At 43.6% G+C, this 23992-nt stretch carries 22 protein-coding genes, 18 tRNA genes, 2 rRNA genes and 2 riboswitches (1 of these 44 running past the window's edge); of the genes, 5 read left to right on the top strand and 37 right to left on the bottom strand.

Going from position 1 to position 23992, the window contains the following annotated elements; all coding sequences use genetic code 11:
- Window positions 1-147: 147 nt before the first annotated feature.
- Window positions 148-426: a YkvA family protein gene (locus AC6HZ4_RS05205; RefSeq protein WP_497493920.1), complete on the bottom strand. Its 279-nt coding sequence runs from the start codon at window positions 424-426 to the stop codon at window positions 148-150.
- Between the two features lie 433 nt (window positions 427-859).
- The gene (locus tag AC6HZ4_RS05200; protein WP_497493919.1) at window positions 860-2278 is read right to left on the bottom strand and encodes a SpoVR family protein; all 1419 of its coding nucleotides are present in this window, start codon (window positions 2276-2278) and stop codon (window positions 860-862) included.
- Between the two features lie 350 nt (window positions 2279-2628).
- Here AC6HZ4_RS05200 and AC6HZ4_RS05195 point away from each other — a divergent pair, with 350 nt between their 5' ends.
- Both AC6HZ4_RS05195 and AC6HZ4_RS05190 read left to right on the top strand, forming a co-directional pair.
- Window positions 2629-2883 (top strand): YhdB family protein, encoded by a 255-nt coding sequence (locus AC6HZ4_RS05195; RefSeq protein WP_497493918.1) that lies wholly within the window; start codon window positions 2629-2631, stop codon window positions 2881-2883.
- Between the two features lie 126 nt (window positions 2884-3009).
- Window positions 3010-3951 carry an LCP family protein gene (locus tag AC6HZ4_RS05190; protein WP_497493917.1) on the top strand — a complete coding sequence of 314 codons (942 nt, stop codon included), beginning with the start codon at window positions 3010-3012 and terminating at the stop codon, window positions 3949-3951.
- Between the two features lie 228 nt (window positions 3952-4179).
- Here AC6HZ4_RS05190 and AC6HZ4_RS05185 read toward each other — a convergent pair whose 3' ends face one another.
- Window positions 4180-5922 carry a phospho-sugar mutase gene (locus AC6HZ4_RS05185; RefSeq protein ID WP_497493916.1) on the bottom strand — a complete coding sequence of 581 codons (1743 nt, stop codon included), beginning with the start codon at window positions 5920-5922 and terminating at the stop codon, window positions 4180-4182.
- Window positions 5923-6211: 289 nt separating this feature from the next.
- Here AC6HZ4_RS05185 and AC6HZ4_RS05180 point away from each other — a divergent pair, with 289 nt between their 5' ends.
- From AC6HZ4_RS05180 to AC6HZ4_RS05170, 3 genes are all read left to right on the top strand, one after another.
- Entirely contained in the window at window positions 6212-6643 is a 432-nt protein-coding gene (locus AC6HZ4_RS05180) for a disulfide formation protein C (RefSeq protein ID WP_497493915.1), read from the top strand.
- 3 nt (window positions 6644-6646) lie between these two features.
- The gene (locus AC6HZ4_RS05175) at window positions 6647-7093 is read left to right on the top strand and encodes a DUF6568 family protein (RefSeq protein ID WP_497493914.1); all 447 of its coding nucleotides are present in this window, start codon (window positions 6647-6649) and stop codon (window positions 7091-7093) included.
- Window positions 7094-7173: 80 nt separating this feature from the next.
- Window positions 7174-7389: a DUF1540 domain-containing protein gene (locus AC6HZ4_RS05170; RefSeq protein ID WP_497493913.1), complete on the top strand. Its 216-nt coding sequence runs from the start codon at window positions 7174-7176 to the stop codon at window positions 7387-7389.
- A 193-nt stretch (window positions 7390-7582) separates the two neighbouring features.
- Here the strand turns inward: AC6HZ4_RS05170 and AC6HZ4_RS05165 are convergent, their stop codons facing one another.
- The 34 genes from AC6HZ4_RS05165 to AC6HZ4_RS05000 form a co-directional block, all read right to left on the bottom strand.
- Window positions 7583-8356, bottom strand: coding sequence for a L,D-transpeptidase (locus AC6HZ4_RS05165; RefSeq protein WP_497493912.1), 774 nt, complete (start codon window positions 8354-8356; stop codon window positions 7583-7585).
- Between the two features lie 123 nt (window positions 8357-8479).
- Entirely contained in the window at window positions 8480-9340 is an 861-nt protein-coding gene (locus AC6HZ4_RS05160) for an SDR family oxidoreductase (protein ID WP_497493911.1), read from the bottom strand.
- Between the two features lie 102 nt (window positions 9341-9442).
- Window positions 9443-9598, bottom strand: coding sequence for a DUF6363 domain-containing protein (locus AC6HZ4_RS05155; RefSeq protein WP_497493910.1), 156 nt, complete (start codon window positions 9596-9598; stop codon window positions 9443-9445).
- Between the two features lie 42 nt (window positions 9599-9640).
- Complete coding sequence (locus AC6HZ4_RS05150) at window positions 9641-10660, bottom strand: thiazole biosynthesis adenylyltransferase ThiF (protein ID WP_497493909.1); 1020 nt, start codon at window positions 10658-10660, stop codon at window positions 9641-9643.
- Window positions 10653-11423, bottom strand: a complete 771-nt coding sequence (locus AC6HZ4_RS05145; protein ID WP_129731612.1) for a thiazole synthase — start codon at window positions 11421-11423, stop codon at window positions 10653-10655. The genes AC6HZ4_RS05150 and AC6HZ4_RS05145 overlap by 8 nt, the downstream gene beginning before the upstream one ends.
- 2 nt (window positions 11424-11425) lie before the next feature.
- Complete coding sequence (gene thiS / locus AC6HZ4_RS05140) at window positions 11426-11629, bottom strand: sulfur carrier protein ThiS (RefSeq protein WP_497493908.1); 204 nt, start codon at window positions 11627-11629, stop codon at window positions 11426-11428.
- Window positions 11626-12741, bottom strand: coding sequence for a glycine oxidase ThiO (gene thiO, locus AC6HZ4_RS05135; protein WP_497493907.1), 1116 nt, complete (start codon window positions 12739-12741; stop codon window positions 11626-11628). The genes thiS and thiO overlap by 4 nt, the downstream gene beginning before the upstream one ends.
- Window positions 12738-13355 (bottom strand): thiazole tautomerase TenI, encoded by a 618-nt coding sequence (gene tenI, locus AC6HZ4_RS05130; RefSeq protein ID WP_497493906.1) that lies wholly within the window; start codon window positions 13353-13355, stop codon window positions 12738-12740. Before tenI ends, thiO begins: the two co-directional genes overlap by 4 nt.
- Before the next feature lie 10 nt (window positions 13356-13365).
- Window positions 13366-14376, bottom strand: a complete 1011-nt coding sequence (locus AC6HZ4_RS05125; RefSeq protein WP_497493905.1) for an ABC transporter substrate-binding protein — start codon at window positions 14374-14376, stop codon at window positions 13366-13368.
- Window positions 14373-15122: an ABC transporter permease gene (locus AC6HZ4_RS05120; protein WP_497493904.1), complete on the bottom strand. Its 750-nt coding sequence runs from the start codon at window positions 15120-15122 to the stop codon at window positions 14373-14375. The genes AC6HZ4_RS05125 and AC6HZ4_RS05120 overlap by 4 nt, the downstream gene beginning before the upstream one ends.
- The gene (locus tag AC6HZ4_RS05115; RefSeq protein ID WP_497493903.1) at window positions 15119-15880 is read right to left on the bottom strand and encodes an ABC transporter ATP-binding protein; all 762 of its coding nucleotides are present in this window, start codon (window positions 15878-15880) and stop codon (window positions 15119-15121) included. Before AC6HZ4_RS05115 ends, AC6HZ4_RS05120 begins: the two co-directional genes overlap by 4 nt.
- Entirely contained in the window at window positions 15855-16547 is a 693-nt protein-coding gene (gene tenA, locus AC6HZ4_RS05110) for a thiaminase II (protein ID WP_497493902.1), read from the bottom strand. The genes AC6HZ4_RS05115 and tenA overlap by 26 nt, the downstream gene beginning before the upstream one ends.
- Window positions 16548-16632: 85 nt before the next feature.
- Window positions 16633-16733, bottom strand: a riboswitch (TPP riboswitch).
- Between the two features lie 64 nt (window positions 16734-16797).
- Window positions 16798-16906, bottom strand: a riboswitch (TPP riboswitch).
- A 243-nt stretch (window positions 16907-17149) separates the two neighbouring features.
- Window positions 17150-17569 carry a CBS domain-containing protein gene (locus AC6HZ4_RS05105; RefSeq protein WP_497493901.1) on the bottom strand — a complete coding sequence of 140 codons (420 nt, stop codon included), beginning with the start codon at window positions 17567-17569 and terminating at the stop codon, window positions 17150-17152.
- 53 nt (window positions 17570-17622) lie between these two features.
- Entirely contained in the window at window positions 17623-20001 is a 2379-nt protein-coding gene (locus AC6HZ4_RS05100; RefSeq protein WP_497495605.1) for a penicillin acylase family protein, read from the bottom strand.
- A gap of 332 nt (window positions 20002-20333) precedes the next feature.
- Window positions 20334-20405: transfer RNA gene (locus tag AC6HZ4_RS05095), tRNA-Glu, on the bottom strand.
- A gap of 3 nt (window positions 20406-20408) precedes the next feature.
- Window positions 20409-20483, bottom strand: a tRNA-Asn gene (locus AC6HZ4_RS05090).
- Window positions 20484-20510: 27 nt separating this feature from the next.
- Window positions 20511-20584, bottom strand: a tRNA-Ile gene (locus AC6HZ4_RS05085).
- 4 nt (window positions 20585-20588) lie between these two features.
- Window positions 20589-20662: transfer RNA gene (locus AC6HZ4_RS05080), tRNA-Trp, on the bottom strand.
- Window positions 20663-20669: 7 nt separating this feature from the next.
- Window positions 20670-20742 (bottom strand) — tRNA-Thr (locus tag AC6HZ4_RS05075).
- Between the two features lie 35 nt (window positions 20743-20777).
- Window positions 20778-20853 (bottom strand) — tRNA-Phe (locus tag AC6HZ4_RS05070).
- A 3-nt stretch (window positions 20854-20856) separates the two neighbouring features.
- A tRNA-Asp gene (locus AC6HZ4_RS05065) sits at window positions 20857-20932 on the bottom strand.
- Between the two features lie 4 nt (window positions 20933-20936).
- A tRNA-Met gene (locus AC6HZ4_RS05060) sits at window positions 20937-21013 on the bottom strand.
- 23 nt (window positions 21014-21036) lie between these two features.
- Window positions 21037-21124: transfer RNA gene (locus AC6HZ4_RS05055), tRNA-Ser, on the bottom strand.
- A 7-nt stretch (window positions 21125-21131) separates the two neighbouring features.
- Window positions 21132-21204 (bottom strand) — tRNA-Ala (locus AC6HZ4_RS05050).
- 6 nt (window positions 21205-21210) lie between these two features.
- Window positions 21211-21284 (bottom strand) — tRNA-Arg (locus AC6HZ4_RS05045).
- A gap of 29 nt (window positions 21285-21313) precedes the next feature.
- A tRNA-Leu gene (locus AC6HZ4_RS05040) sits at window positions 21314-21399 on the bottom strand.
- 5 nt (window positions 21400-21404) lie between these two features.
- Window positions 21405-21476 (bottom strand) — tRNA-Gly (locus tag AC6HZ4_RS05035).
- Window positions 21477-21509: 33 nt separating this feature from the next.
- A tRNA-Leu gene (locus AC6HZ4_RS05030) sits at window positions 21510-21593 on the bottom strand.
- A gap of 5 nt (window positions 21594-21598) precedes the next feature.
- Window positions 21599-21671 (bottom strand) — tRNA-Lys (locus AC6HZ4_RS05025).
- Between the two features lie 4 nt (window positions 21672-21675).
- Window positions 21676-21750 (bottom strand) — tRNA-Gln (locus AC6HZ4_RS05020).
- Window positions 21751-21999: 249 nt separating this feature from the next.
- Window positions 22000-22084, bottom strand: a tRNA-Tyr gene (locus tag AC6HZ4_RS05015).
- A gap of 7 nt (window positions 22085-22091) precedes the next feature.
- Window positions 22092-22167, bottom strand: a tRNA-Val gene (locus AC6HZ4_RS05010).
- A 5-nt stretch (window positions 22168-22172) separates the two neighbouring features.
- A 5S ribosomal RNA gene (gene rrf / locus AC6HZ4_RS05005) occupies window positions 22173-22288 on the bottom strand.
- A 241-nt stretch (window positions 22289-22529) separates the two neighbouring features.
- Window positions 22530-23992, bottom strand: a 23S ribosomal RNA gene (locus tag AC6HZ4_RS05000); it runs 1463 nt beyond the window's last position.

Genomic DNA, 23992 nt, shown 5'->3' with positions numbered 1-23992 from the left:
TTAAAATCCCCCCGTTAATTATGATAAACTAAATCCCCAAAGTTATTTGTAATTTGTATTTCCAAATCAGAAAAGCGGACACGGCTCATTAAGTCCTGCTCAACCACAAGAAACAAACGAAAATCCAACCTAAAATCTTATTATTAATTAAGCTGAAATGTCATAGCGCTCTCGCATAGAAGCTGGTGCCATCTTTACAATTTGCCGGATCAATAGCATAAAAATGGCAATGTCATCAACAACACCAAAAAACGAGAGAAAGTCGGGCACTAAATCAAACGGAAGCATCCAATACCCAATAATAATCGCAGCAGAGAATACCTTCTTTCCAACAGGTACTTCACTCGATAAAAAGAACTCCTTCAAGAAAGGAACAAAGCGTCGCACACGCAACATTAAACGAAGTCGACTCCAGATTTTCTTCATACCCATCTCTCCCTTCATAATTAAGATAGGAACAGCAGACACTGCTCTCGAAAGCTGCACCTTCTGAGGTCTTTGCATAAAAAATGACCTGTCCATGCGCGGACAGGTCATTTTTGCACACAAAAGACCTTTACCGCTCTTGGTAAAGGTCTTGCTAACAACGTTATAGTTGCCAACAAAGCCGAGGGTTTCCCCTGTAATGACGACTTTGCTGTAAAAGCTACTCCCCTTTAGGAATATCCTATACATTTCTTATAAAGTTATCTTAAGGCTTTTTTGGAAAACAGTCAACATAAAAACTTCCTCTAAATTGAATTCCCATACTTTATTTTATGCACTTTATTTATAATGATGACAATCTGCTGCGAGCGATTCCTTCGTTTTAGATAGAATGTAAATACCGGCTGCAATACAACAAAAGAAGAATCCCTTTTTATAGATACTTTCGATGTAATACCTTTCCATCGAACGAAAATAGCACCGCTTTATTTTCAATCACTGTTTCTAAATGTGTGGATCGTCCCCAAAGTTGATGCACATATGGCATGACCTTTTCTAAATACTTTACATCGAGTTCAATTCCTTCATACCAATGCTTTAAGTACAGCTCACCATTCTTCATGTAATCTCCATCATTTACTGTAATATACGGAAAACCTCCGTTCACACGCATATTAACGAGCTGATCTCGGACTTGCTCCCATCCCTTATCAACAATTTTATATTCCTTTCCTTGCTTTTGGAATAAATACATATCCTCACGCATGACAAGATCCTTATTCAAATAATTGCGTAAAAAGGAAATATCGGATTCAATTTCTCGTACTTCAAACATTTTCTCGCGTCCCGAACCTGGCAAAATCCCATCACGCTTCATGCTTTCAGTCGGATTATTGTAGCGCTCCTCAATATCCTCAAAAATTTTAAGACCGAGATAATATGGGTTGATGCTGGTGCGGGACGGCTGTACAACCCCCGCGTTCAGCTTCGCAAATTCAACAGCCTCATCGCTTGTTAAATCCATTTCCCGTAAAATACGCTGATGCCAGTAGCTTGCCCAGCCTTCATTCATGATTTTCGTTTCAAGCTGCGGCCAAAAATAAAGCATTTCTTCTCGCATCATCGTTAAAATATCACGTTGCCATTCCTCAAGTTCACGGCTGTACTCTTCAATAAATAATAAAATATCCTTCTCTGGCTGCGGCGGAAACTTCTTTTTCTTCTGAAAGCCCGGCATATCCTTCTGTTTATTTCGATTTTCTAAGTCCCACAAATCATCATAAGGAGAAGACGGCTTTACTCCTTCACTCTCCTCCTCCATCTCATCTAAGTTCCATGCAAGCTTCGGCCGCATTAAAGATGGGTCGATGTGCTCTTGAATAGCGAGCACAGCATCCAAGAAGGTTTCTACCTGCTGCTTACCATATTTATGCTCATATGCTTTAATGCGCTCAGCGGTAGCAGCCATACTTTCGACCATATCTCGCTTTGTATTACTAAAGCGTGCATTATTTTTAAAGAAATCGCAGTGTGCGAGTACGTGAGCGACAATTAATTTGTTTTGGATTAATGAATTTGTTTCTAACAAGAAGGCATAGCACGGGTCGGAATTAATAACAAGTTCGTAAATTTTGCTCAATCCTAAGTCGTAATGCAGCTTCATTTTGAAAAATTGCTTTCCAAAACTCCAATGTGAAAAACGAGTCGGCATCCCATATGCTCCAAATGTGTAAATAATGTCAGCAGGACAAATCTCATACCGCATCGGATAAAAATCCAATCCAAATCCTTGCGCAATTTCGGTAATCTCATCAATCGCATATTCTAACGCTTTTTGGTCCTCTGCTCTCACTGTCGCTCCCCCTTTTCTTCCTATTACCACAATGTATGAAGAAACTGAGCATTTCATGAAGGACTTGTAACACGCTATGCGCATTTCTCCATTTTCAGCTAATAAACGCTTGGATACATTTTTTCATTTTCATGAATATGTGCTTGGAGAAAAAATCTTTTTATCAGAAGCAAAGGAAAATGAAGTATGGTATGAATGATGCCACAAGCTACATCAATGCTTATACATAACTTACATCACCCATATAAGTCCTATCGGCGGATAAAGCAGCTTCTTAACAAATTCTTTCATGCTTAATCATCCGTTCTCTGTCACACACTATTTATAACTCCTCAGCAAGGAGGGATAACATGTACGACGCGTACACAGATTATGACAAAGCATTATATTACACCTATTGCTGTAATTGGGATGAGTTGCTCATTTTGATGGTACAAACGCAGGATGAGGTGTTTTCTAAACGTATTGAGCATTTTCTTCATGCATATAAATATGCAAGAGATTTGTCAGAAGTGGATAAACAGCTTCAGCTCATGTTTCAATACATCGACCATGCTTCTCAAAAGGCATATTCTGAACATGTAAATGAAACTGTTACAATATAGAAAAGCGTAATAGAGCTATAAAAGTCTATACTGTAAATGAAGGCATTCGCACCTAAAGCGAGTGCCTTTCTGCATAAATGAAGGATCTCTGTCTATACTATACATACATAACATGAACGTAAAGGTGTGATAGGCTTGAAGCGGTTAGCCATCATTGTTTTTTGTCTATTCTTCTTTCTTATCGGCTGTAATAGTAATATAAATAAAATACACCCGCCTTCTGATCCGTCCGCCGATCGCATAGCGCCTCAGCAGTATAGTCCATTTCAAGGTGTAAAGGATGAACAAGGACGGCTGAATGTTCTTATATTAGGAATTGATTCACGCGGCGAAGAACAAGCACGCTCGGATTCAATTATGATTGCCCAATACGATCCAAAAGCAAAAAAGGTAAGAGTCGCTTCTATTATGCGCGATAGCTATGTTACTATTCCAAATTACAGTATGAATTCCAACAAAATTAATATGGCGTACTATCTTGGCGGTCCTGAACTGCTTCGCAAAACCATTCAGCAAAACTTCGGAATTGATGTCGAACACTTTGTTGCAATTGATTTTGAAGGCTTTGTACATATTGTAGACACCGTCGCTCCAGAAGGAATCGAAGTAAACATCAAACAACAAATCATCGACGATATGGGACTGCAGCTGCAGCCCGGGCGACAACGACTCCACGGAAAGGATTTACTCGCATATGCCCGCTTTCGTCATGATGCAGAAAGTGATTTCGGTCGTGTTAAACGGCAGCAAGAAGTACTGCACGCACTTAAGGATGCCTTTGCAAATAAATTAAGCTCACTCGATGGCATGTTCCAGCTTCCAGGAATCGGACAAGAATTGCTGAAGTACATAGATACAGATATGGATATACAAACGATGCTAACAATCGGCGGAAGCTTGCTGCTCAATCCCATTGAAAATATTGAAACAATGCGCATTCCTGTAGATACCGGCTACGAGGATAAGTTTTATCAACACGCCGGTGCAGTTTTACAATTGGATTTTGAAAAAAATAAAGAGGCATTAAAAGAATTTTTTATCCATGATCCAAAACCAGTGAATGACTAAGAAAAGCTGAGCGCCCTACTTAGCCTCGATAGGCAAACAACCCTCGCACAAAACGCGCGATTCGGGCGAAGCCGATTCTCGGAAGCTTTTCAGGTGTTTACCACGGAAGACGCTTTTTACCTTTTGTAGGAAAGATTATTTAAGCGCGAGGGGGCGGGTACTGGAGCTAGACATCACCCAAAATGTTATACTTTCTAACAAAAAAACAAGGTCGAATGACCTTGTTTTTTATGCTTTCTTTAACAAACTATCGTTTACCTTCTCCATAAAGGCATCTGACACTTGCTCTAGCTTTTGCTCGCTGTCAGCAAGACTCGTACCTTTTACGCCAAAATAAAACTTTACCTTAGGCTCTGTACCTGATGGACGCAAGCACACCCAAGAGCCATCCTCAAGGTAATATTTTAAAACATTTGATTTTGGCAATAAAATGCTTTCTGTCTTTCCGTTTTCTGTTTTGATGCTTGTTTTGTAATCCTCTGAGATAACAACTGCATATTTACCAAAGGCAGCTGGCGGATTGTTACGGAATGATGTAAGCAGCGCCGCAATTTGCTCTGCTCCGTCTTTTCCTTTTAACGTTAAGGATTTCAACCCTTCTCGATAGAAGCCGTATTTCTCGAAAACTTCAAGCAGCCCTTCATACAGTGTCATTCCGCGCTTCTTGTAATAAGCAGCTACCTCTACTCCGAAAATGGAAGCCTGTACAGCGTCCTTATCGCGTACAAAATCACCGATTAAATAGCCGTAGCTTTCTTCATAGCCAAATTGGAATACATATTGACCCGTTGTTTCATATTCCTTAATTTTTTCCCCAATAAACTTAAAGCCCGTTAGTGTATCAATCGTGTCTAATCCATAAGCTTTGGCGATTGCTCTGCCAATTTCAGATGTAACAATTGTTTTGAGTACAACCCCATTTGCTGGGAGAACTCCTTTTTCTTTCTTTTGAGAAAGTAAATATTCAAGGAAAAGAGCACCCGTTTGGTTCCCTGTTAATACGGTATACTCGCCCTCTAAGTTCTTAACAGCAATTCCTAAACGGTCAGCATCTGGATCTGTTGCCACAAGCAAGTCAGCATCTATTTCTTTTCCATAACGGATAGCAAGTTCAAATGCTTCATGCTCTTCTGGATTCGGGGATTTTACAGTCGAGAAGTTCGCGTCAGGAAGCTCCTGTTCTGTTACAACTGTAACATTTGTATAGCCTAGTGCTTGTAATGCCTGGCGAACTGGCTTATTAGATGTTCCATGAAGCGGCGAGAATACAATTTTCAACTGCTCGCCCATTTCAGATGCAAGCTCTGGATTCACCGAAATTGTTTTTAGCCGTTCCACATACTTCTCGTCCATTTCTGCGCCAACCATGCGGATGAGTCCCTTTGCTTTGAGTATTTCTTCTGATTCAACAGCAATCTCTAATTCGTTTTCAACCTCATTCACCTTCTCAATCACCATGTCGGCTTCTTTCGGCGGAAGCTGTCCGCCATCTTCGCCATATACCTTATATCCATTATATTCAGGCGGATTATGACTGGCCGTTACGACAATCCCTGAAAAGGCGTTCAGCTCGCGCACCGCAAATGACAGCTCAGGTGTCGGTCTTAGCTCTTCAAATACATAGGTTTGAATTCCGTGCGTCGCAAGCGTTTTTGCTGCTTCCATCGCAAATTCAGGCGATTTGTGACGGGAATCGTATGCAATAGCTACACCGCGTTTCTTTGCATCTTCTCCGTACAGCTCAATAAAACGTGCTAGTCCTTCTGATGCTTTACGGACTGTGTACACGTTCATACGGTTTGTACCGGCACCAATCTCGCCGCGCATACCGCCTGTACCGAATTCTAAGTTTTTATAAAAGCAATCCTCGAGCTCTTTTTCATTACCTTCCATTTTGCTCAATAATTCCTTTAGCTCCTCATCTAAAAAGGGAGCATTTACCCAGCGTTCATAAGTTTGTTTCCAACTCATTTTATCCTCTCCTGCATAAAAAATTTCTGGATGTCTAAAATAAAAATTTTTCTTAGACAATATTCTTTACGTTTATACATGTTTCCTGCCGATAATCTCCATAATTCTACTATATTTTCGTTAGAAAATTCTACTATATTTTTGTTAGAAATATGTAAATTATACCCTTATCCTATCATGTTTTACGCTCTGCTCCAACCATTTACATCATACTATTCTCTATATTTTACAATACATACAAGCTCGTACTATAATTTAAGATGGATTGAACTGAAAGAGGGATTGAACAATGAACAAAGAAAAAAAGCTTGAGTACTCTCTATTCATCGCTTGGGCTGCCTCATTGACAGCTATGCTCGGCAGCTTGTATTTTTCAGAAATCATGAAGTACGAGCCTTGTACCCTTTGCTGGTACCAACGTATTCTGATGTACCCGTTTGTTGTGCTGCTCGGGATTGCTGTCGTCCGTAAAGACTACTTCATAGCCCGTTACAGCCTGCCTTTAGCTGTAATTGGTGCAGCTATCTCGTTATACCATTATTCCATGCAAAAAATCCCCGCTTTATCGGGCAGTGGGGCTTCTTGCGGAAGAATTCCCTGCACAGGACAGTATATTAATTGGCTTGGATTTATTACTATTCCTTTTCTTGCACTAACTGCTTTTACGATTATTATCATCTGCAGTATCATTCTCATTCGTAATTTTAAGGGGGCGAAATAATGTATGAAAAAAATGCTTATCTTTGCGGCAATTCTTATCGTTCTTTTTGGTGCTATTGCGTTCGTCAATCAAGCGGAAACAACGGAGGGCATTACAGACAATCAGCTTTCCACTGAAGAACAAAAAAAGCAGGAAACGTATTATACGAATAAAATTTCTTCTGACGAACTAGGGAAGCAGCTCGATGCTAAAAATGATGCAACTGTTTACTTTTATCAAACATCATGTACGCACTGCATGAAGGTCTCTCCCATCGTAGTACCGCTAGCAAATGAGCTGGGAATTGATATGAAGGTTCTGGATTTGCAAACAGATCAGAACGGCTGGGATGCATTTGAAATTGAAGGAACCCCAACTATTGTTCGTTACAAAGAAGGCAAGGAAGTAAGCCGTATTGTTGGTGAACAATCTGAGGACGAGTTTAAAAAATGGTTTGAAAGCAATAAATAGCATACCTAAAATAAGGAACAACCTCTCATACATGAATACCGCCCATAGTGCCTAAAATAGGATAGAAGGGGGGTTTTTCAATGCCAGAGGTAAGATGTTCTGTCTCAAACTGCTCATTCTGGGGGCAAGGGAACTTCTGTCAAGCACAGGCAATTGTTGTTCAGCCTGATGGAAAGGCGTATACGAACCTGCAGGACGATGGACACTTTACTGCCGTGCTAGAAGGCCAGACAATGGAAAGTAACGTTGGACAAAGTGAGGAAACATGCTGTCAAACGTTTCGGCCAGCATACTGAATATATACAAGAAGCCCTTTTCCAGGGCTTCTTTTTTTACAAGATAAGAAAGTATAACTTCCAGGTGTTGTCCAGCTCCCACAGTCTGCTCCCGTCTCTAGAATAACCTTTGCTAAAGCTGAACGGTTGTGCATAGGTTGTTTTACTGCGAGAGTAAAGACAGGCCGGAACAGCTTTTCCTATTCTCAAACTTTTACGGCATATTATGCTTTCGCTTGTATTGATTAACAATAATATGGCTGGGAACTTGCTCATAACGTGTACTTTTGCCCGCTTGATCAACAATGTAGAAATTGTTCCCGAGATCGTAAAGTCCTTCTCCATTATGTGAGAATACAGGAAACTTTTGATTTGGCAGCACCTCTTGAACAGGTATAAGCTGTCCATGCGGCTCTTGCCAGTACATTGAAGTTTTATCAATAGTCAACAATCTCCCAACCTGATTCTTCTGTACAGGCTGGCCATTCCAGCTAGTAATGCGATAACCATAACGGTGCGCTGCATACTCGGGAGATTCGTAAAACTTAGCAATGATAACCTTTGTCCGCAGCGGAACCCGTTCGTATAACCATTGTACATCTCGGTTATGCATACGAATACAGCCGTTCGATTCATATGTGCCAATCGACCATTCTTTGCTCGTTCCATGAATTGCATATTCCTTTTTATTTAGTCCTAACCAACGCGCGCCAAGCGGATTGTTCGGCGCCCCTCCTGGTATATTTTTCTTATGATACTTTTTATTTTTATATTTGTTAATTACACAAAATGTACCCTCAGGAGTAGGTGTTTTTGGCTTTCCGCTTGAAATCGGGAACGTACGGATATAATGACCATTTTCGAAAAAAGAAAGCTGATTTACCGAGAGATTAATTAAAATAAGCTGGTCTGATTCAGCCGCTGCTTTTGCATGCGGAACAGCTAAAAACGAGAAACAAAATAAACAAACCATAATAATACCCTTCATGCGATCCCCCCGCAAAAGATAAAATATAATTTTATCTTTTGTAAGAGTGCCAAAAGTATTAGTGGAACTTTTATTTTGTTATGATACCCAGTTTATATGATACGAAATAAAGAGCCTTGCCCATCAGTTGACTGAAGCACCGCCGTTTACATGCAGCATTTGCCCTGTGACATATGTGGAATCATTTGATGCTAAGTATACATATGAGGCTGCCAATTCCCATGGCTGTCCAGGGCGCCCCATCGGTACGTTGGAACCGAACTCTGCGACCTGCTGGCTGTCAAATGTCGAAGGAATAAGAGGCGTCCAAATCGGGCCAGGCGCCACACCATTGACGCGAATGCCTCTTTTTACAAGCGACTTTGCCAATGAACGGGTAAACGCTACAATTGCTCCCTTTGTAGCAGAATAATCAAGCAGCTGTTCATTCCCTTCATACGCAACAACTGACGCTGTGTTAATAATACAATCCCCCTCCTTTAAATGAGGGAGAGCCGCCTTCGTAACATAAAAATACGAAAAAATATTCATACGAAACGTCCGCTCCCATTGCTCTGCTGTAATATCCTCCAAACGCTGCTGCGGATATTGCTGTGCGATATTATTGACTACGATATGTAAGCCGCCAAGCTGCTTTACCGTTTCTTCTACTACATGCTTGGCATGCTCTTCTTGCCCTAAATCTCCAGCAAGCAGCAGGCATTTGGCGCCGTACCGCTCTACAAGCTGCTTCGTCTCATTTGCATCCTCATGTTCATCCAAATAAGCAATTGCCACATGCGCCCCTTCCTTTGCAAACGCAATAGCCGCTGCTTTTCCAATTCCGCTGTCTCCTCCGGTAATGATTGCAACTTTCCCTTGCAGCTTTCCGCTTCCTTTATATGAATCATCTTCAAATACGGGCTTTGGATTCATAAGGGATTCCAATCCCGGCTGTTTCTCCTGATGCTGCGCAGGCACCCTCTTAGGCTGTTGTTGAGTCATTGGTACATCCCTCCTATGTTCTATCACCTTTAGGATGTACGAAATTCCTAAAAATAAGCGAAATAACCGTTACTCAACCGCATTGCGGCATCGTTGCCCCCCTCATTCAAGGAAATATATCAAGTCCTCATATTGCCTTTGTGCATCCCAATAACCCTGCTTGTACAGATGCTCTAGCTTTTGCTGGTTTTTCTCCATTCTTCCTACTTGAAGCGGGGTCTTCTTTCGGAAAATAATAAAAAAAGACCAGCTTCGCACTGGTCAAAAAATCGTCATAAATCACAGCTCACCTATGCCTCGCTATCCAAAATAGCGGTGATACAAAGACTTTGCCTCTGCAACATGCTTTGTGCCATGCACGAGCACACGCCCGTCCCGGAATAAGACAAGACGCTTCTCATCCGCCGTAAACGATAGTAAATACGGATTTACAAACAACTTCTCTACCTTGTCCTCAAGCAGCTTCGCATGCTCCTCTGTCCGTATTTCTCCAGAAAACGGCATACGAATTTGTACTGTGTCCCGGCCGCACAAAACAGCTGTTTTCGTTTGGTTTTCCTGCTGTAAATACGGATAAACCGCTTCTTCTCCGCAGGATGGACAGCGCGGCTTTTTAAGCGGCTGCACGTTCATGGTAGAATATTCATTTTGCCAAACATCAAAGGAAATGAGCCTTTTTTGAAGAGATTCCTTGTTATCAGTCAGTAGCTTTAACGCCTCAGTCACTTGATGTGAAACTACCATACTCACTGCAGGAGAAATAATGCCAGCGGTATCGCACGTAGCTATGCCAAGTGGAATCGACTCCAGCAAGCAGGACAAGCAAGGCGTTTCTCCCGGCAGAATTGTATATGTTAAGCCGTAGCTGCCGACACATGCTCCATAGATCCACGGAATGTTATACTTTTGAGCTACATCGTTCATAAGAAAACGTGTTTCAAAATTATCAGTTGCATCAATCATCAAATCCACATCATGAACAAGCTGCTCTAGCTCTAAAACTGTTACATCCTGTATGCGGGCAATAACCTCAATCTCCTTATTTATAGAACGTAATCGCTTTTGAGCCGCAATTGCTTTAGGCAGATGTTCCTCTACATCTTGTTCAGAGTACAATTGCTGTCTTTGCAAATTGCTCCAATCCACATAGTCACGGTCCACAATCGTAATCCGGCCAATACCGGCACGAGCGAGCATTTCAGCGCTCCCGCTGCCGAGCGCGCCCGCACCGATGATAAGGACATGCTTCTCCTGTAGCTTCTTCTGGCCCTTCGCACCAATCGGTGAAAACAATATTTGACGGGAATAGCGACTATTCAAGAACACTCATTCCTTCGATTGGACTGCTTGCTGTGGCATATCGCTTCCGAGCAATGCGGCCCGCCTCATAGCCAAGTCGACCAGCCTCAATCGCGAGTTTCATCGCCTCAGCCATCTTCACTGGATCCTTCGCGCCGGAAACAGCAGTGTTTAGCAGTACACCATCCGCCCCTAGCTCCATTGCCAGCGCAGCATCAGCCGGTCCGCCAATACCCGCATCAACAATGACAGGTACCGTTGCTTGCTCAATGATAAAGCTTAAATTCAATGGATTTACAATTCCAAGACCGGAGCCAATCGGTGAAGCACCTGGCATAATCGCATGTACACCAAGCTCCTGAAGCTTTCTAGCCAGTACAACATCATCTGATGTATAAGGAAGCACTGTAAATCCTTCCTTCAGCAGCTCTTCACTCGCCTTTAACGTCTCAACCGGATCAGGAAGAAGTGTCTTCCAATCACCGATTACCTCAACCTTTACCATATCGCAAAGGCCAGAGGCCTTCGCAAGCTTAGCAATTCGAACTGCCTCTTCTGCCGTTTTTGCGCCAGCCGTATTTGGCAGAAGCGTATACTTTGTAACATCAATTTTCTCTAGCAAATTTGGTTGGCTTGCATCAAAAATATCCATGCGTCGCACTGCAAAGGTTAAAATTTCTGCTTCTGATACTTCGATTGCTTGTCGCTGCACATCATAATCACTAAATTTTCCTGTACCTAATAATAAACGTGATTGAAATGAAAATGATCCAATTTTTAGCATGTTCAGCCGCCTCCTACAAATGTCACGATTTCGATTTGGTCTCCGTCAAACACTGATGCATCCTTGTGCATTGACTTTTCTAAAATCTCACTATTCTTCTCGACAACAACAATCTTGCCTGCTAACCCTAAATGGGACAGCAATTGCTCAACTGTGGCAACATGTTCGGGTACATCCACTTTTCGCCCGTTAATTTGTAAAATCAAACAATCCCCTCCTTACTCAAAAGAGACTCCAACAAGCTTTGCACGGGCTTGCCTTCTATCAAATCAGCCATGTACTCACCGGTAATTGGACTTAGCAAAATCCCGTTTCGATAATGCCCTGCGCAGGCATATAAGCCAGCTACATCCGGATGCTCTCCCATATACGGCATACAGTGGTTTGATTGCGGACGCAGACCGGCCCATGCTGTATCCCACTCCGCTTCCTGCAGAGCTGGTACAAGGCGGAACGCACGCTCCATCAAATAGGCGATACTCTTGGCACATACCGTTTTGTTGTATGTATGCGGTTTGACAGTGGCGCCGATTAAATACTGACCGCCCCGCTTTGGTACAATGTAAAAGCCATCTTGAAAAATCGGCGCCTTCAGCAGGGGCTTATAGCTCTTTACGGAAACCATCTCTCCCATTACCGGATACGTTCCCCATGTAGAGTGAAAATCCTGTAAAAGGTTTGTGCTCCATGCCCCAGATGCGATAATAACCTTGCTGCATGAGAAGATTCCTTCTGTTGTCACAACGCCCGTTACTCGATTTTGCTCCTGCAAAATTTCAATAACCTTTGTTCCCTCGTAAATTGCCGCGCCTGACAAAGCAGCTGAATGTGCCAAAGCACGTGTTAACTCAGGAGCAATGACATGTCCATCCTTTGGACAATACAAAGCGCTTACGATATGAAGTGAAAGCTCTGGTTCTTGTTCACGCAGCTGTTCACCGCTTAACAAATGCGTCTCTTCACCTGTTTGCTGCTGCCATGTCATAATGTGCTCTAAGCGTTTTGCTTCCTCTTCGTTTTCAGCAACCCGATAAATCCCCTTCTCTTCATAGGCAATGTCAATGCCCGTTTTCTCGCGCAGCCGGTCAGCCAGCTTAGGAAATAAAGCGCGGCTTTTTCTGGCAAGTTCAAACAATGGATCATATTCATCCCACTCTGCTTGTACACCAAGAAGTCCAGCTGCCGCTTTGGATGCCTCCCCGGAAATCGTTCCTTTCTCCAATACCGCTACGCTATGTCCTCTTTCAGAAAGAGAATGCGCAACGGAACAGCCGATTACTCCACCGCCAATAATAATGATGTCATAGCCTTTGCTCATTGCCTTTCTCCCCACCTTTGGATTTGTTCTCCATACTGCTTCACTGCCTCTAAGGGATTGTCTGCATCCCAAATACTTGACATCACTGCGACTCCACTCACACCAGCGTCAAACACCGCTTTCACATGAGCTGGCACAATTCCTCCGATTGCCGTCACAGGAATCGTAAGCGTTCTTGCAATCTCTTGTATCTCTGCCAATCCTCTCGGCGGAACTCCATCCTTAGAACGTGTTGCAAATATATGACCATATAATACAGAATCAGCTCCCTCCTGCTGCTTAAGCAGAGCCTCCTCCAAGGAGTGCACAGAGCAGCCGACATGAAGCTGCGGAAACCGGTCCTTTATAATTCGAACGTCAACGCTTGTATATCCTAACTGTACGCGGTTCACACCAGTTAATAAAGCAATGTCTATTCGATCGTTTATAATAAGCTTAGAAGGTGCGATGCCTCTTTGAATAAGAAGCATCACTCCTTCATATAATTCTTTTGTAGTTTTATGGCGTTCGCGAATATGAATGTAATCTGTGTAATCAATAATCTCACATGCTATATCAGCCATTTGTACAAAGGAAAGCTTTCCATTTGAAATAACGTGGAATTCCTGTTTCATCCCCAGCACCCTATTTTAAAAGATCCTCAAATAATTCCTCTGGAGCAACCTCTTTTTGTGCCATTCCTTTTTCTTTTAACCATTTGCTTTGCTCTTCCCATGATTTTGCTGTTTGCGATAAGAACGGCTCATCCTGCGCTTCCATTTTGCTTAATAAAATTTCCATGCTCTGCTTTTCAACCGCAGGAATAAGAGGGAAGCTTTCCTTCTCCTCGTGGCTTAATAAAATCTGCAAAGCCTCATCTGGATTTTTCTTCATAAATTCATAGCCTTTTTGTGCACCGCGAAGAAAAGCCTGCAGCGTTTCTTTATCTTCCTTAATTGTTTTCTCTCCCGCTACAAATACAAGCTCATAATAATTTGGAACACCGTAATCAGCAGGACTGAAGTAAGATGGTTCATAGCCCTTATCTCTCAATACTGGAACCTCATGATTAATATAAGCACCCGTCACTGCATCCGTTTTCTTCGTAATCAAGGCTGGAACAAGGTCAAAACCAACATCAACAATTTTCACCTTACTTGGATCTCCACCGTCTGCCTTCACCATTGTTTTTACATATTCTTCGCTAAGCGGCGTACCTGGGAACCCGATTGTCTTTCCTTCCAAATCCTTTGGTGACTTAATATTTGAGTCTTTCAAAGCCACAACATGATTTAACGGAGAACGTACAACTGCCCCAATCGATTTCACTGGAATACCTTCGTTTGCTTTCGCAATGACAACATCCGGTTGATAGTAGAGACCTACTGTTGCTTTTCCAGCAGCTGTTAACGTGAGTGGATCTGTTGGATTAGATGGAAATTGTACCTTCACGTTAATGCCCTCTTCCTTGAAATATCCTTTTTCAATCGCCGTATAAATAAAGCTGTGCACTGCATTTGGGTACCAATCAAGCATCACGGTTACTTCTTTTGTTTCTTTTTTCTCAGTTTTCTTAGCGCTGTCCGTTCCTTGTGAACAGCCTGCCATTACTGTTACCAGCAAGGCAGCAACAACCAAACGAATAAACCATTTCATAAGTATTTCCTCCAGTTGATAAATTTCTTTTCTAGCAGCGATACGATAACTACAAACAAAATTGCTAGCAAAGATAAAAGAAAAATAGGAGCGAACACGCCGGCCCCGTCTAGCTGCGTCATCATTCTTTTACTAAAATAGCCAAGTCCTGCCTGTGCTCCGAGCCATTCTCCAATCGCCGCACCTATAACGCTCATCGGTACTGCGACCTTGAGAGCTGAAAAAAAGTACGGAAGCGATGCAGGGATGCGCAGCTTTAAGAAAATATCTCGTTTGCTTGCTCCGTATGTGAATAGCAGCTCTTCCCATTCCTTCTTCGCAGATCGAAAGCCATCATACGTATTCACCGCAATCGGAAAGAAGGCAATGAGAACTGTGACAACGACCTTACTCCAAATGGAATAGCCAAACCAAAGCACAAATAACGGTGCCAGAGCGGTGGTCGGAATCGTTTGCGACGCAACAAGCAACGGGTAGAAAGCCTTCTCCGCGAATGGACTTACACTCATCATGACAGCAAGTCCCACCCCAAGCACAATGGAAATCGCAAGGCCGATTAGGACGATAAGAAGCGTAGCGGGAAGATGAACCGTAAATAAAATATCTCGCAAATCCCATATCTTCTGCACAATTGCACTTGGAGACGGCAAAATATACATTTCATTTACAATACGTGCTCCAACTTCCCAGCCGGCTAGAAGAACAATAGCAACGAAAAATGCCGGTAAATAAGAGAACTGCTTCATACCTGCACCTTCCCTTTTAACATGCCGATGAGTTCTTCTCTTAGCTCTAGCAATTCAGGTCTCGCCAAATCACGACGTGTTCTCTCTTTTCCAAGAGGAACAGTCAGTTCGGTAAGAGAGCAAATCGGCTGTTCCGTAACAACGAGCACACGATTGGAAAGGAACAAAGCTTCCTCTACGTCATGGGTAATAAACATAATGGTTTTTTCCCATTTCCTCCATTGCTCATACAGCCATTCCTGCATGTTCACCTTGGTAATTGCATCGAGCGCACTGAACGGTTCATCAAGTAGAAGTACATCCGCCCCGGTTAAGAAGGTTCGCAGAAAGGAAACTCGCTGACGCATCCCTCCCGACAGATCCTTTGGATGCTTTCGCTCATAGCCATCTAGCCCGAAAACAGGAAGATACTCCCGCACCTTTGCATACGCCTCTTTTCGCTTCATTCCGCGGCATTCTAATGGAATAGCGGCATTTTCTTCAATTGTCCGCCAAGGCAGCAGCAAATCCTGCTGCGGCATATAGCCGACCGCTCCGTCTCTCGGCTGAATGCTTTTCCCATTCACAACGACTTTTCCCTGCTGTACTTCCTCGAGTCCGGTAACAAGGCGTAAAATGGTACTCTTCCCAGAGCCGCTCGGTCCAACTAAACTAATGAACTCACCTTTTTGAATCGTAAGATCTAATTCTTTTAAAACAGTTTTTCCGTCTCCTGGATAAGAAAACGAAACGTTATGAAATTGTAGAACACTGTTCATCGAAGCTCCACATCTCCTTGCGGTAAGCCATATCCCAGAATAAATATTCAAAACGGCTTGTTGTCATAAAAATCTCTTCTAGATGCGCCAATTCCTTCTCTGACTTTCCTTCCGCCAGTTCATTCATTAAATCAATAACCCAGATGCAAAGCTCCGCATACTCCTCCGAGCTATAGCCGCGAATCCATTCTCCATAAAACTCATGATCGCTCGCCCCTGGCACATCGTTAAGGCGCTTTCCAATCTCCCAATAGCTCCACATGCAAGGTAACAGCGCAGCAACAAGCTCAGCAAGCGTCCCGTTTTGTGATACAGACAGCATATAATTCGTATAAGCAAGATTCATTGATGCCGGCTTTGCCTGTTCCATGTCCTCTATTGAAATACCGAGACGCTTTGCATATTCCTTATGGATGTTCATCTCACCGTTTAATATCCCGTCAATTTGCCAAGCAAATTTGCTCATTACCTGCAAATCCTGAGCCTTCACAACACCTAAAGCATATACCTTTGCATATTCAATTAAGTACAAATAATCTTGTATAATATAAAACTGAAACTTATCTAATTCCAGTTCTCCATTTCCAATCCCCTTCACAAACGGATGCTGATGACTTTTCTCCCAAATTGGCTGCACGTTTTGAAATAATCTATCACAAAACTTCATTCTTGCTCCTCCTTTAAATGTCGAACTGAAATTCAATTAAAAAACCGCTTCTAACAAGAAACGGCCACATACAATCATTTAAAATGGTTGCTGCTTGCCACTTCCTTACGCTGGGATTATCCAGGTCAAGTAATAAGGGTTAAGGTTTATACCTTTCTCAGCTTCATTGCACCCCTAGTGGAAGTATAAAAATATAAAAATATATCAAAAAACCCGATTTCCAGGTAAGGGGAAATCGGGCTAGTACGTTCATCATCCGTTTTCGCTTTCCTACGCTGGAATTATCCAGATCAGGTAAAAGGGTAAAAGACTATCGGTCTTACTCTCAGCCGGCCATACCAGCTCCCCTAGCACAATTTATTATTAACAGTGCTAGTATAGCACTGGGTTACACAATACAGCAAGAGGTTTACTAGAAATATTAAAAATACATTATTCATGTAAAGTATGTAATTGTGTGAAAAGCAGATGGATCCAACCCTTTTTCTACAAAAAATGAACCGTTGCCATAACCCTTATTTTTACTAGGTTTATGATAACGGTTCATCGCATAGGGTGACCCAAAAAGGATATCTCTTCTACTCAAGCCACCTTATATTTTCTTACTCATGATGCTCTGAAATTTCACTCAACGCATAACCAGCTTGATCATCTGCATATTTTTCAATAGCTAAATCTCCAAGCGAAAGCATTCCCACTAACTGTCCGTTCTCTACAACTGGAAGACGACGAATTTGATGACGAGCCATTAATTCAGTCGCCTTTTCGACTGGATCTGATGGAGACACACTAATAATGTCTGTTGTCATTACTTCTGTAATCTTGTTAGAGCCAGGATTTTTATCCGCAATACCGCGAATTACAAGGTCACGGTCGGTAACAACCCCAACTAAGCGATTGTTTTCTACAATTGGGATAATCCCAACGTCCTCTTGCTTCATTTTTACAGCTGCCTCATACACATTATCCACTGGAGTGCAGTATGAAATATCTGTACTCATTAGGTCTCTTACTGTTGTCATTGCAATCCCTCCTTGCAACTACTATTATAACCAAATTCACTGCTTTCATTTATTTATTGAGCAGGAAGAAGACGGAGGATACTCCCAGATTTCTCAGTGAGCGATGTTGTATGATACGTCCCGATCACCCAATCCTTCATTTGATCATGGTACCACTCGCTCTGAGTATGGCCTGACTGCCCAGGAGCAACGATATGATGGCCTGTTGTTACATCATTTAGATCTATCACAAAATGTGAAGATGCTCCACGATCAGCAAAACCTTCAGCATTCGAGCCCGATGACTGCACCGTAACACTGCTTCCTCCAATCGGAATAGGCGTTTCCAGGTTAAACAAATAATTAAAAGGTCTTATGTGAGACAATGGATGCGTAAAGACAAGACGGTGAAAGCCACCCCATTGCCAGTCTCTGACACTTGGCCCTTGCGTCTTCTCAATGCTCTGTACCGCCCTTGTTAGGGATTTTTTTAGTACCTTATCCAGACCACCTTGTTCTTGTATCCACGGTCCAGGCTGGCCATTTTGCGCTTTTCGAAGCAGTTCATCAATAACTTGTTCCTTTTCTTCAAACAATCTCTGCATATCCTCTGAAATATCCTTTTCAAATAAGACATTTCCAATCTCCTGCATCCATGTATGAAACAGGAGCGGTGCCCCTAAGCTTCGATCATCCGTAAAGTCCCACTTCTTTAAGAGAGAAATCGCTTCCTTCTCTTGCTTCGTTAGCTCCTCCTCTTTTATATGCTGCAGAAAAAGAGGAACAAATTCGCGTGCCTTGAGATTCATTTGATCCATCTGCAGCTTTTCCATATCCTCAACTGTAAACGTGTTTTTTTGCTGTAGTACCTCTTGAATACGAGAAGCTTGATATGTCTGTGTCCATGTATTACTTATATGATACGGATAAGAACGATCTTTTATCTGATTGCTGGTAGTTGTAATAAATCCTTCTTGCGGATTTACAACTGTTGGAAGCTCTTCCCAAGGAATATAACCAGTCCATTCATATTCATCATTCCATCCAGGTACTGGAAGAAGACTGTCCCCTTTTTTCCGAATCGGGATTTTTCCATTTGCCCGATATGCAATTGTTCCATCCTTTGCAGCAAACACAAAATTTTGTGCCGGTGCATGAAAATATGTAAGTGCCTCCTTAAATGAGTTCCAATCCCTTGCCCTATTCATACGAATAATCGCTTCAAGCTCTGCAGACGGCTCAGATGCTGTCCATTTGAGAGCCAGTGCAATTTCTTCTTTATTCTCAAGCCCAGAAATAATCGGTCCATGTCTTGTAATGACAGTCTTAGCATCCACTGCCGGTTTGTCCTTCACACGAATAGCATCTGTAATGACCTGAGCCTTCTCCCATGTATCGTTATGTAAAAATTCATACGGATTATTTGGATTTCGCTTTTCTATATATAAATCCTGCACATCAGAACCGACATTGGTAATCCCCCATGCAACAAATTCATTATGACCGACAACAATACCTGGTATACCTGCCAATACCTCTCCGCTTACATTTACCTCAGGAGACTGCAAATGCGTTTCATACCAAGTAGACGGTGTAGTAAGAGGCACAGACAAATTATTGGCTAAAATAGGCTTTCCAGACTTTGTCTTACTTCCGCTTACAACCCAATTGCTGCTGCCATTTAGTTCATGCGGAACTACTTCCTCTGTAAAAAGCTTTGATAGATCTAAATGTGTTTGCTTTACTGCAGCTATAATCTCAGCTGCGTCCTTCGGATAAGCCGGGAACAAATCAAGCGCCTTTTCCTCTGACACCGTATTTAATAAATATTGACGAAATGCTTGCCCCTTCCACTGTCCCCCTAAATCAAAAGCCATATACTTTCCAATTGTTAAAGAGTCTACTGGTGTCCATGGCTTTGGCTCATAACCAAGAAATGTAAATTCAATCGGCCACTTATTTGCTTTTCGTGCCTCATTTATGTATAAATTCACACCTTCCGCATACCACTTTAACACCTGTTTAGCTTCATTCGAATATACATTATAGGACGCTTCGGCTGCTCTTCGTAAACCAAGCGTCAGAAAAAATCGATCTTGTTCTATTGTTTGTTCACCGATTACTTCACTCAACTCGCCAGATGCCTGCCGACGACTTAAATCCATTTGAAATAATCTATCCTGTGCTGTTACGTACCCTTGAGACACATATAAATCATGCAGATTTTTTGCTTCAATATGCGGTACTCCATTTTGGTCTCTCGTGACCGTTACCAAGTCCTGCAATCCTCTTAAGGAAATTTCCCCCTTAATAACGGGCAAACTTCTTTTTACATATAATGTCCCACCTGTATAGGCAACTGTAAGGAGTAGTAAAATAGAAACGGTAAATATAACAAGAAATCGAACCCATCTTCTTTGTTTTGACTGCTGCTGAGTGACTGTATCCTGCATCATGCCCACACTCCTTTATGAGATTGGAAAAGCTCTATTTAGTAATAGGATTGAAATAAATTATCCATTTGCCTCACTTATAATTCACTGTTTTAAATTTCCTAAGTTCTCCCTCTTCATCTTCTTAAACCTCCGATTTAGCGGTCCACGTCTTTGTCCATATTAGTTCCATTATATGTCTCCCTTTAGAGAAAATCTTATATAATATTCTTTTTTTTACTCTATTTCCCTTTTTCTATATAAAAAGAATCGATAAAATATCAGTTCCTTAAATTATTTATTCTTTATATGAACAAAAAAAGAGCCAGCAAATATTGCTGACTCTTTTTTAATGACCCGTACGGGATTCGAACCCGTGTTACCGCCGTGAAAGGGCGGTGTCTTAACCACTTGACCAACGGGCCATATGGCTCCGCAAGTAGGATTCGAACCTACGACCTATCGGTTAACAGCCGATTGCTCTACCGCTGAGCTATTGCGGAATAATTCAATTTAAATAATTGAAACAATGGGCCTAAATGGACTCGAACCATCGACCTCACGCTTATCAGGCGTGCGCTCTAACCAGCTGAGCTATAGGCCCTCTTTGGCAGGGGCAGTAGGAATCGAACCCACACTGGAGGTTTTGGAGACCTCAGTTCTACCTTTAAACTATACCCCTAAAGGTATGCCGGCTAGAGGACTTGAACCCCCAACCTACTGATTACAAGTCAGTTGCTCTGCCAATTGAGCTAAGCCGGCGTAATATATTTTTTATAACCAGAAAGTTTAACAAATGGTGGCTCGGGACGGAATCGAACCGCCGACACGAGGATTTTCAGTCCTCTGCTCTACCGACTGAGCTACCGAGCCAAATGGCGGTCCCGACGGGGATCGAACCCGCGATCTCCTGCGTGACAGGCAGGCATGTTAACCACTACACCACGGAACCATTTTGGTTGCGGGGACAGGATTTGAACCTGCGACCTTCGGGTTATGAGCCCGACGAGCTACCAGACTGCTCCACCCCGCGACGATAATATACTAAATATAAAATGGAGGAGGGTGTGGGATTTGAACCCACGGACGTGTTACCGTCTCCGGTTTTCAAGACCGGTGTATTAAGCCGCTCTACCAACCCTCCATAAAAGTGGAGCCTAGCGGGATCGAACCGCTGACCTCCTGCGTGCAAAGCAGGCGCTCTCCCAGCTGAGCTAAGGCCCCATAAAGCGCGCCCGAAAGGACTCGAACCCATAACCTTCTGATCCGTAGTCAGACGCTCTATCCAATTGAGCTACGGGCGCATATGTTGAACATATTTTGTATGAAGCAGTGCCGAGGGCCGGGCTCGAACCGGCACGGTAGTCACCTACCGCAGGATTTTAAGTCCTGTGCGTCTGCCAATTCCGCCACCCCGGCATGAAAGCGGAAGACGGGATTCGAACCCGCGACCCCAACCTTGGCAAGGTTGTATTCTACCACTGAACTACTTCCGCATGACAAACACTGCAATCCTATACAATTGTAAATGGTGCGGGTGAAGGGACTCGAACCCCCACGCCAAAGGCGCCAGATCCTAAGTCTGGTGCGTCTGCCAATTCCGCCACACCCGCAAATGTGAGCCATGAAGGACTCGAACCTTCGACCCTCTGATTAAAAGTCAGATGCTCTACCGACTGAGCTAATGGCTCATAATGGCTGGGCTAGCTGGATTCGAACCAACGAATGACGGAGTCAAAGTCCGTTGCCTTACCGCTTGGCTATAGCCCATTGATTTAACTTCATGTTATACATCTTTGAATTCACTACGTGAATCCTCACCGCAAGATTGTTTTCTTTTACTTCAAGCCTTACCTCTTCGAATTACTTCGTAGAAGTAAAGGTAAACAATCCGATATTTCTTAGATGCTCGCTTGTTCCAATTTTGCTTCACTAGAATGATCTGCATAAAGCAAAGATAAATCAAACGATATCTCCTACTATTTTTTCACAATATTCCAAATTTTATACACGAAATAATGGTGGAGGGGGACGGATTCGAACCGCCGAACCCCGAGGGAGCGGATTTACAGTCCGCCGCGTTTAGCCACTTCGCTACCCCTCCAATTATATGGTGGAGGATGACGGGCTCGAACCGCCGACCCTCTGCTTGTAAGGCAGATGCTCTCCCAGCTGAGCTAATCCTCCACATCGCCTAGCGACGTCCTACTCTCACAGGGGGAAACCCCCAACTACCATCGGCGCTGAAGAGCTTAACTTCCGTGTTCGGTATGGGAACGGGTGTGGCCTCTTCGCCATCATCACTAGACCTATTTGCTTGACTCATATTAGAGACAATGATCATTATATCATGCTCTTTTATAAAGTCAACAGGAATTTTGCTATTCCTTCAAAACTAGATAACACGCTGCGCTTTGTAATGTTTTTATATCCAGCTCCAGTTCGCAGCTCTCTCTGGTCAAATAACCTCATGCAACGAAGTCTATCGGCTTCTTTTGCCTGAGAACATTTGCCCTACGGAGCTAACCGCTCACGTCCGCTTTTAGTTTATGATTAAGCCCTCGATCGATTAGTATCTGTCAGCTGCACGTGTCGCCACGCTTACACCTCAGACCTATCAACCTGATCATCTTTCAGGGATCTTACTAGCTTGACGCTATGGGAAATCTCATCTTGAGGGGGGCTTCATGCTTAGATGCTTTCAGCACTTATCCCGTCCGCACATAGCTACCCAGCGATGCCCTTGGCAGAACAACTGGTACACCAGCGGTGCGTCCATCCCGGTCCTCTCGTACTAAGGACAGCTCCTCTCAAATTTCCTGCGCCCGCGACGGATAGGGACCGAACTGTCTCACGACGTTCTGAACCCAGCTCGCGTACCGCTTTAATGGGCGAACAGCCCAACCCTTGGGACCGACTACAGCCCCAGGATGCGATGAGCCGACATCGAGGTGCCAAACCTCCCCGTCGATGTGGACTCTTGGGGGAGATAAGCCTGTTATCCCCGGGGTAGCTTTTATCCGTTGAGCGATGGCCCTTCCATGCGGAACCACCGGATCACTAAGCCCGACTTTCGTCCCTGCTCGACTTGTAGGTCTCGCAGTCAAGCTCCCTTATGCCTTTACACTCTTCGAATGATTTCCAACCATTCTGAGGGAACCTTTGGGCGCCTCCGTTACACTTTAGGAGGCGACCGCCCCAGTCAAACTGCCCACCTGACACTGTCTCCCGCCCCGATAAGGGGCGCGGGTTAGAACTTCAATACAGCCAGAGCGGTATCCCACAGGCGCCTCCACCGAAGCTGGCGCTCCGGCTTCCCAGGCTCCCGCCTATTCTGTACAAGCTGTACCAAAATTCAATATCAGGCTACAGTAAAGCTCCACGGGGTCTTTCCGTCCTGTCGCGGGTAACCTGCATCTTCACAGGTACTATAATTTCACCGAGTCTCTGGTTGAGACAGTGCCCAAGTCGTTACACCTTTCGTGCGGGTCGGAACTTACCCGACAAGGAATTTCGCTACCTTAGGACCGTTATAGTTACGGCCGCCGTTTACTGGGGCTTCGATTCAAAGCTTCGCCTGGAGCTAACCTCTCCTCTTAACCTTCCAGCACCGGGCAGGTGTCAGCCCCTATACTTCGCCTTGCGGCTTCGCAGAGACCTGTGTTTTTGCTAAACAGTCGCTTGGGCCTATTCACTGCGGCTCTCCTTACGAAGAGCACCCCTTCTCCCGAAGTTACGGGGTCATTTTGCCGAGTTCCTTAACCAGAGTTCTCTCGCTCACCTTAGGATTCTCTCCTCGCCTACCTGTGTCGGTTTGCGGTACGGGCACCATTTACCATCGCTAGAAGCTTTTCTTGGCAGCGTAGAATCAGGGAGTTCGCCCATAAAGGGCTTCCCCATTACAGCTCAGCCTTTACGGTAAGCGGATTTGCCTGCTTACCAGCCTAACTGCTTAGACATGCACAACCAGCGGCATGCATCCCCTATCTTTCTGCGTCCCTCCATCGCTCAA

The organism is Ectobacillus sp. OTK (assembly GCF_059698935.1).
This window is presented reverse-complemented; position numbering and strand designations above follow the sequence as displayed.

What these genes read in the sequence shown, in the direction of transcription:
- AC6HZ4_RS05145 (WP_129731612.1), bottom strand. Translation starts at nt 11,423, where the DNA reads ATGCTAAAAATTGGATCATTTTCATTTCAATCACGTTTATTATTAGGT.
- AC6HZ4_RS05180 (WP_497493915.1), top strand. Translation starts at nt 6,212, where the DNA reads ATGAACAAAGAAAAAAAGCTTGAGTACTCTCTATTCATCGCTTGGGCT.
- AC6HZ4_RS05120 (WP_497493904.1), bottom strand. Translation starts at nt 15,122, where the DNA reads ATGAAGCAGTTCTCTTATTTACCGGCATTTTTCGTTGCTATTGTTCTT.
- AC6HZ4_RS05165 (WP_497493912.1), bottom strand. Translation starts at nt 8,356, where the DNA reads ATGAAGGGTATTATTATGGTTTGTTTATTTTGTTTCTCGTTTTTAGCT.
- thiO (WP_497493907.1), bottom strand. Translation starts at nt 12,741, where the DNA reads ATGAGCAAAGGCTATGACATCATTATTATTGGCGGTGGAGTAATCGGC.
- AC6HZ4_RS05100 (WP_497495605.1), bottom strand. Translation starts at nt 20,001, where the DNA reads ATGCAGGATACAGTCACTCAGCAGCAGTCAAAACAAAGAAGATGGGTT.
- AC6HZ4_RS05105 (WP_497493901.1), bottom strand. Translation starts at nt 17,569, where the DNA reads ATGACAACAGTAAGAGACCTAATGAGTACAGATATTTCATACTGCACT.
- AC6HZ4_RS05195 (WP_497493918.1), top strand. Translation starts at nt 2,629, where the DNA reads ATGTACGACGCGTACACAGATTATGACAAAGCATTATATTACACCTAT.
- AC6HZ4_RS05175 (WP_497493914.1), top strand. Translation starts at nt 6,647, where the DNA reads ATGAAAAAAATGCTTATCTTTGCGGCAATTCTTATCGTTCTTTTTGGT.
- AC6HZ4_RS05160 (WP_497493911.1), bottom strand. Translation starts at nt 9,340, where the DNA reads ATGACTCAACAACAGCCTAAGAGGGTGCCTGCGCAGCATCAGGAGAAA.
- tenI (WP_497493906.1), bottom strand. Translation starts at nt 13,355, where the DNA reads ATGAAACAGGAATTCCACGTTATTTCAAATGGAAAGCTTTCCTTTGTA.
- AC6HZ4_RS05115 (WP_497493903.1), bottom strand. Translation starts at nt 15,880, where the DNA reads ATGAACAGTGTTCTACAATTTCATAACGTTTCGTTTTCTTATCCAGGA.
- tenA (WP_497493902.1), bottom strand. Translation starts at nt 16,547, where the DNA reads ATGAAGTTTTGTGATAGATTATTTCAAAACGTGCAGCCAATTTGGGAG.
- AC6HZ4_RS05205 (WP_497493920.1), bottom strand. Translation starts at nt 426, where the DNA reads ATGAAGAAAATCTGGAGTCGACTTCGTTTAATGTTGCGTGTGCGACGC.
- AC6HZ4_RS05185 (WP_497493916.1), bottom strand. Translation starts at nt 5,922, where the DNA reads ATGAGTTGGAAACAAACTTATGAACGCTGGGTAAATGCTCCCTTTTTA.
- AC6HZ4_RS05170 (WP_497493913.1), top strand. Translation starts at nt 7,174, where the DNA reads ATGCCAGAGGTAAGATGTTCTGTCTCAAACTGCTCATTCTGGGGGCAA.
- AC6HZ4_RS05125 (WP_497493905.1), bottom strand. Translation starts at nt 14,376, where the DNA reads ATGAAATGGTTTATTCGTTTGGTTGTTGCTGCCTTGCTGGTAACAGTA.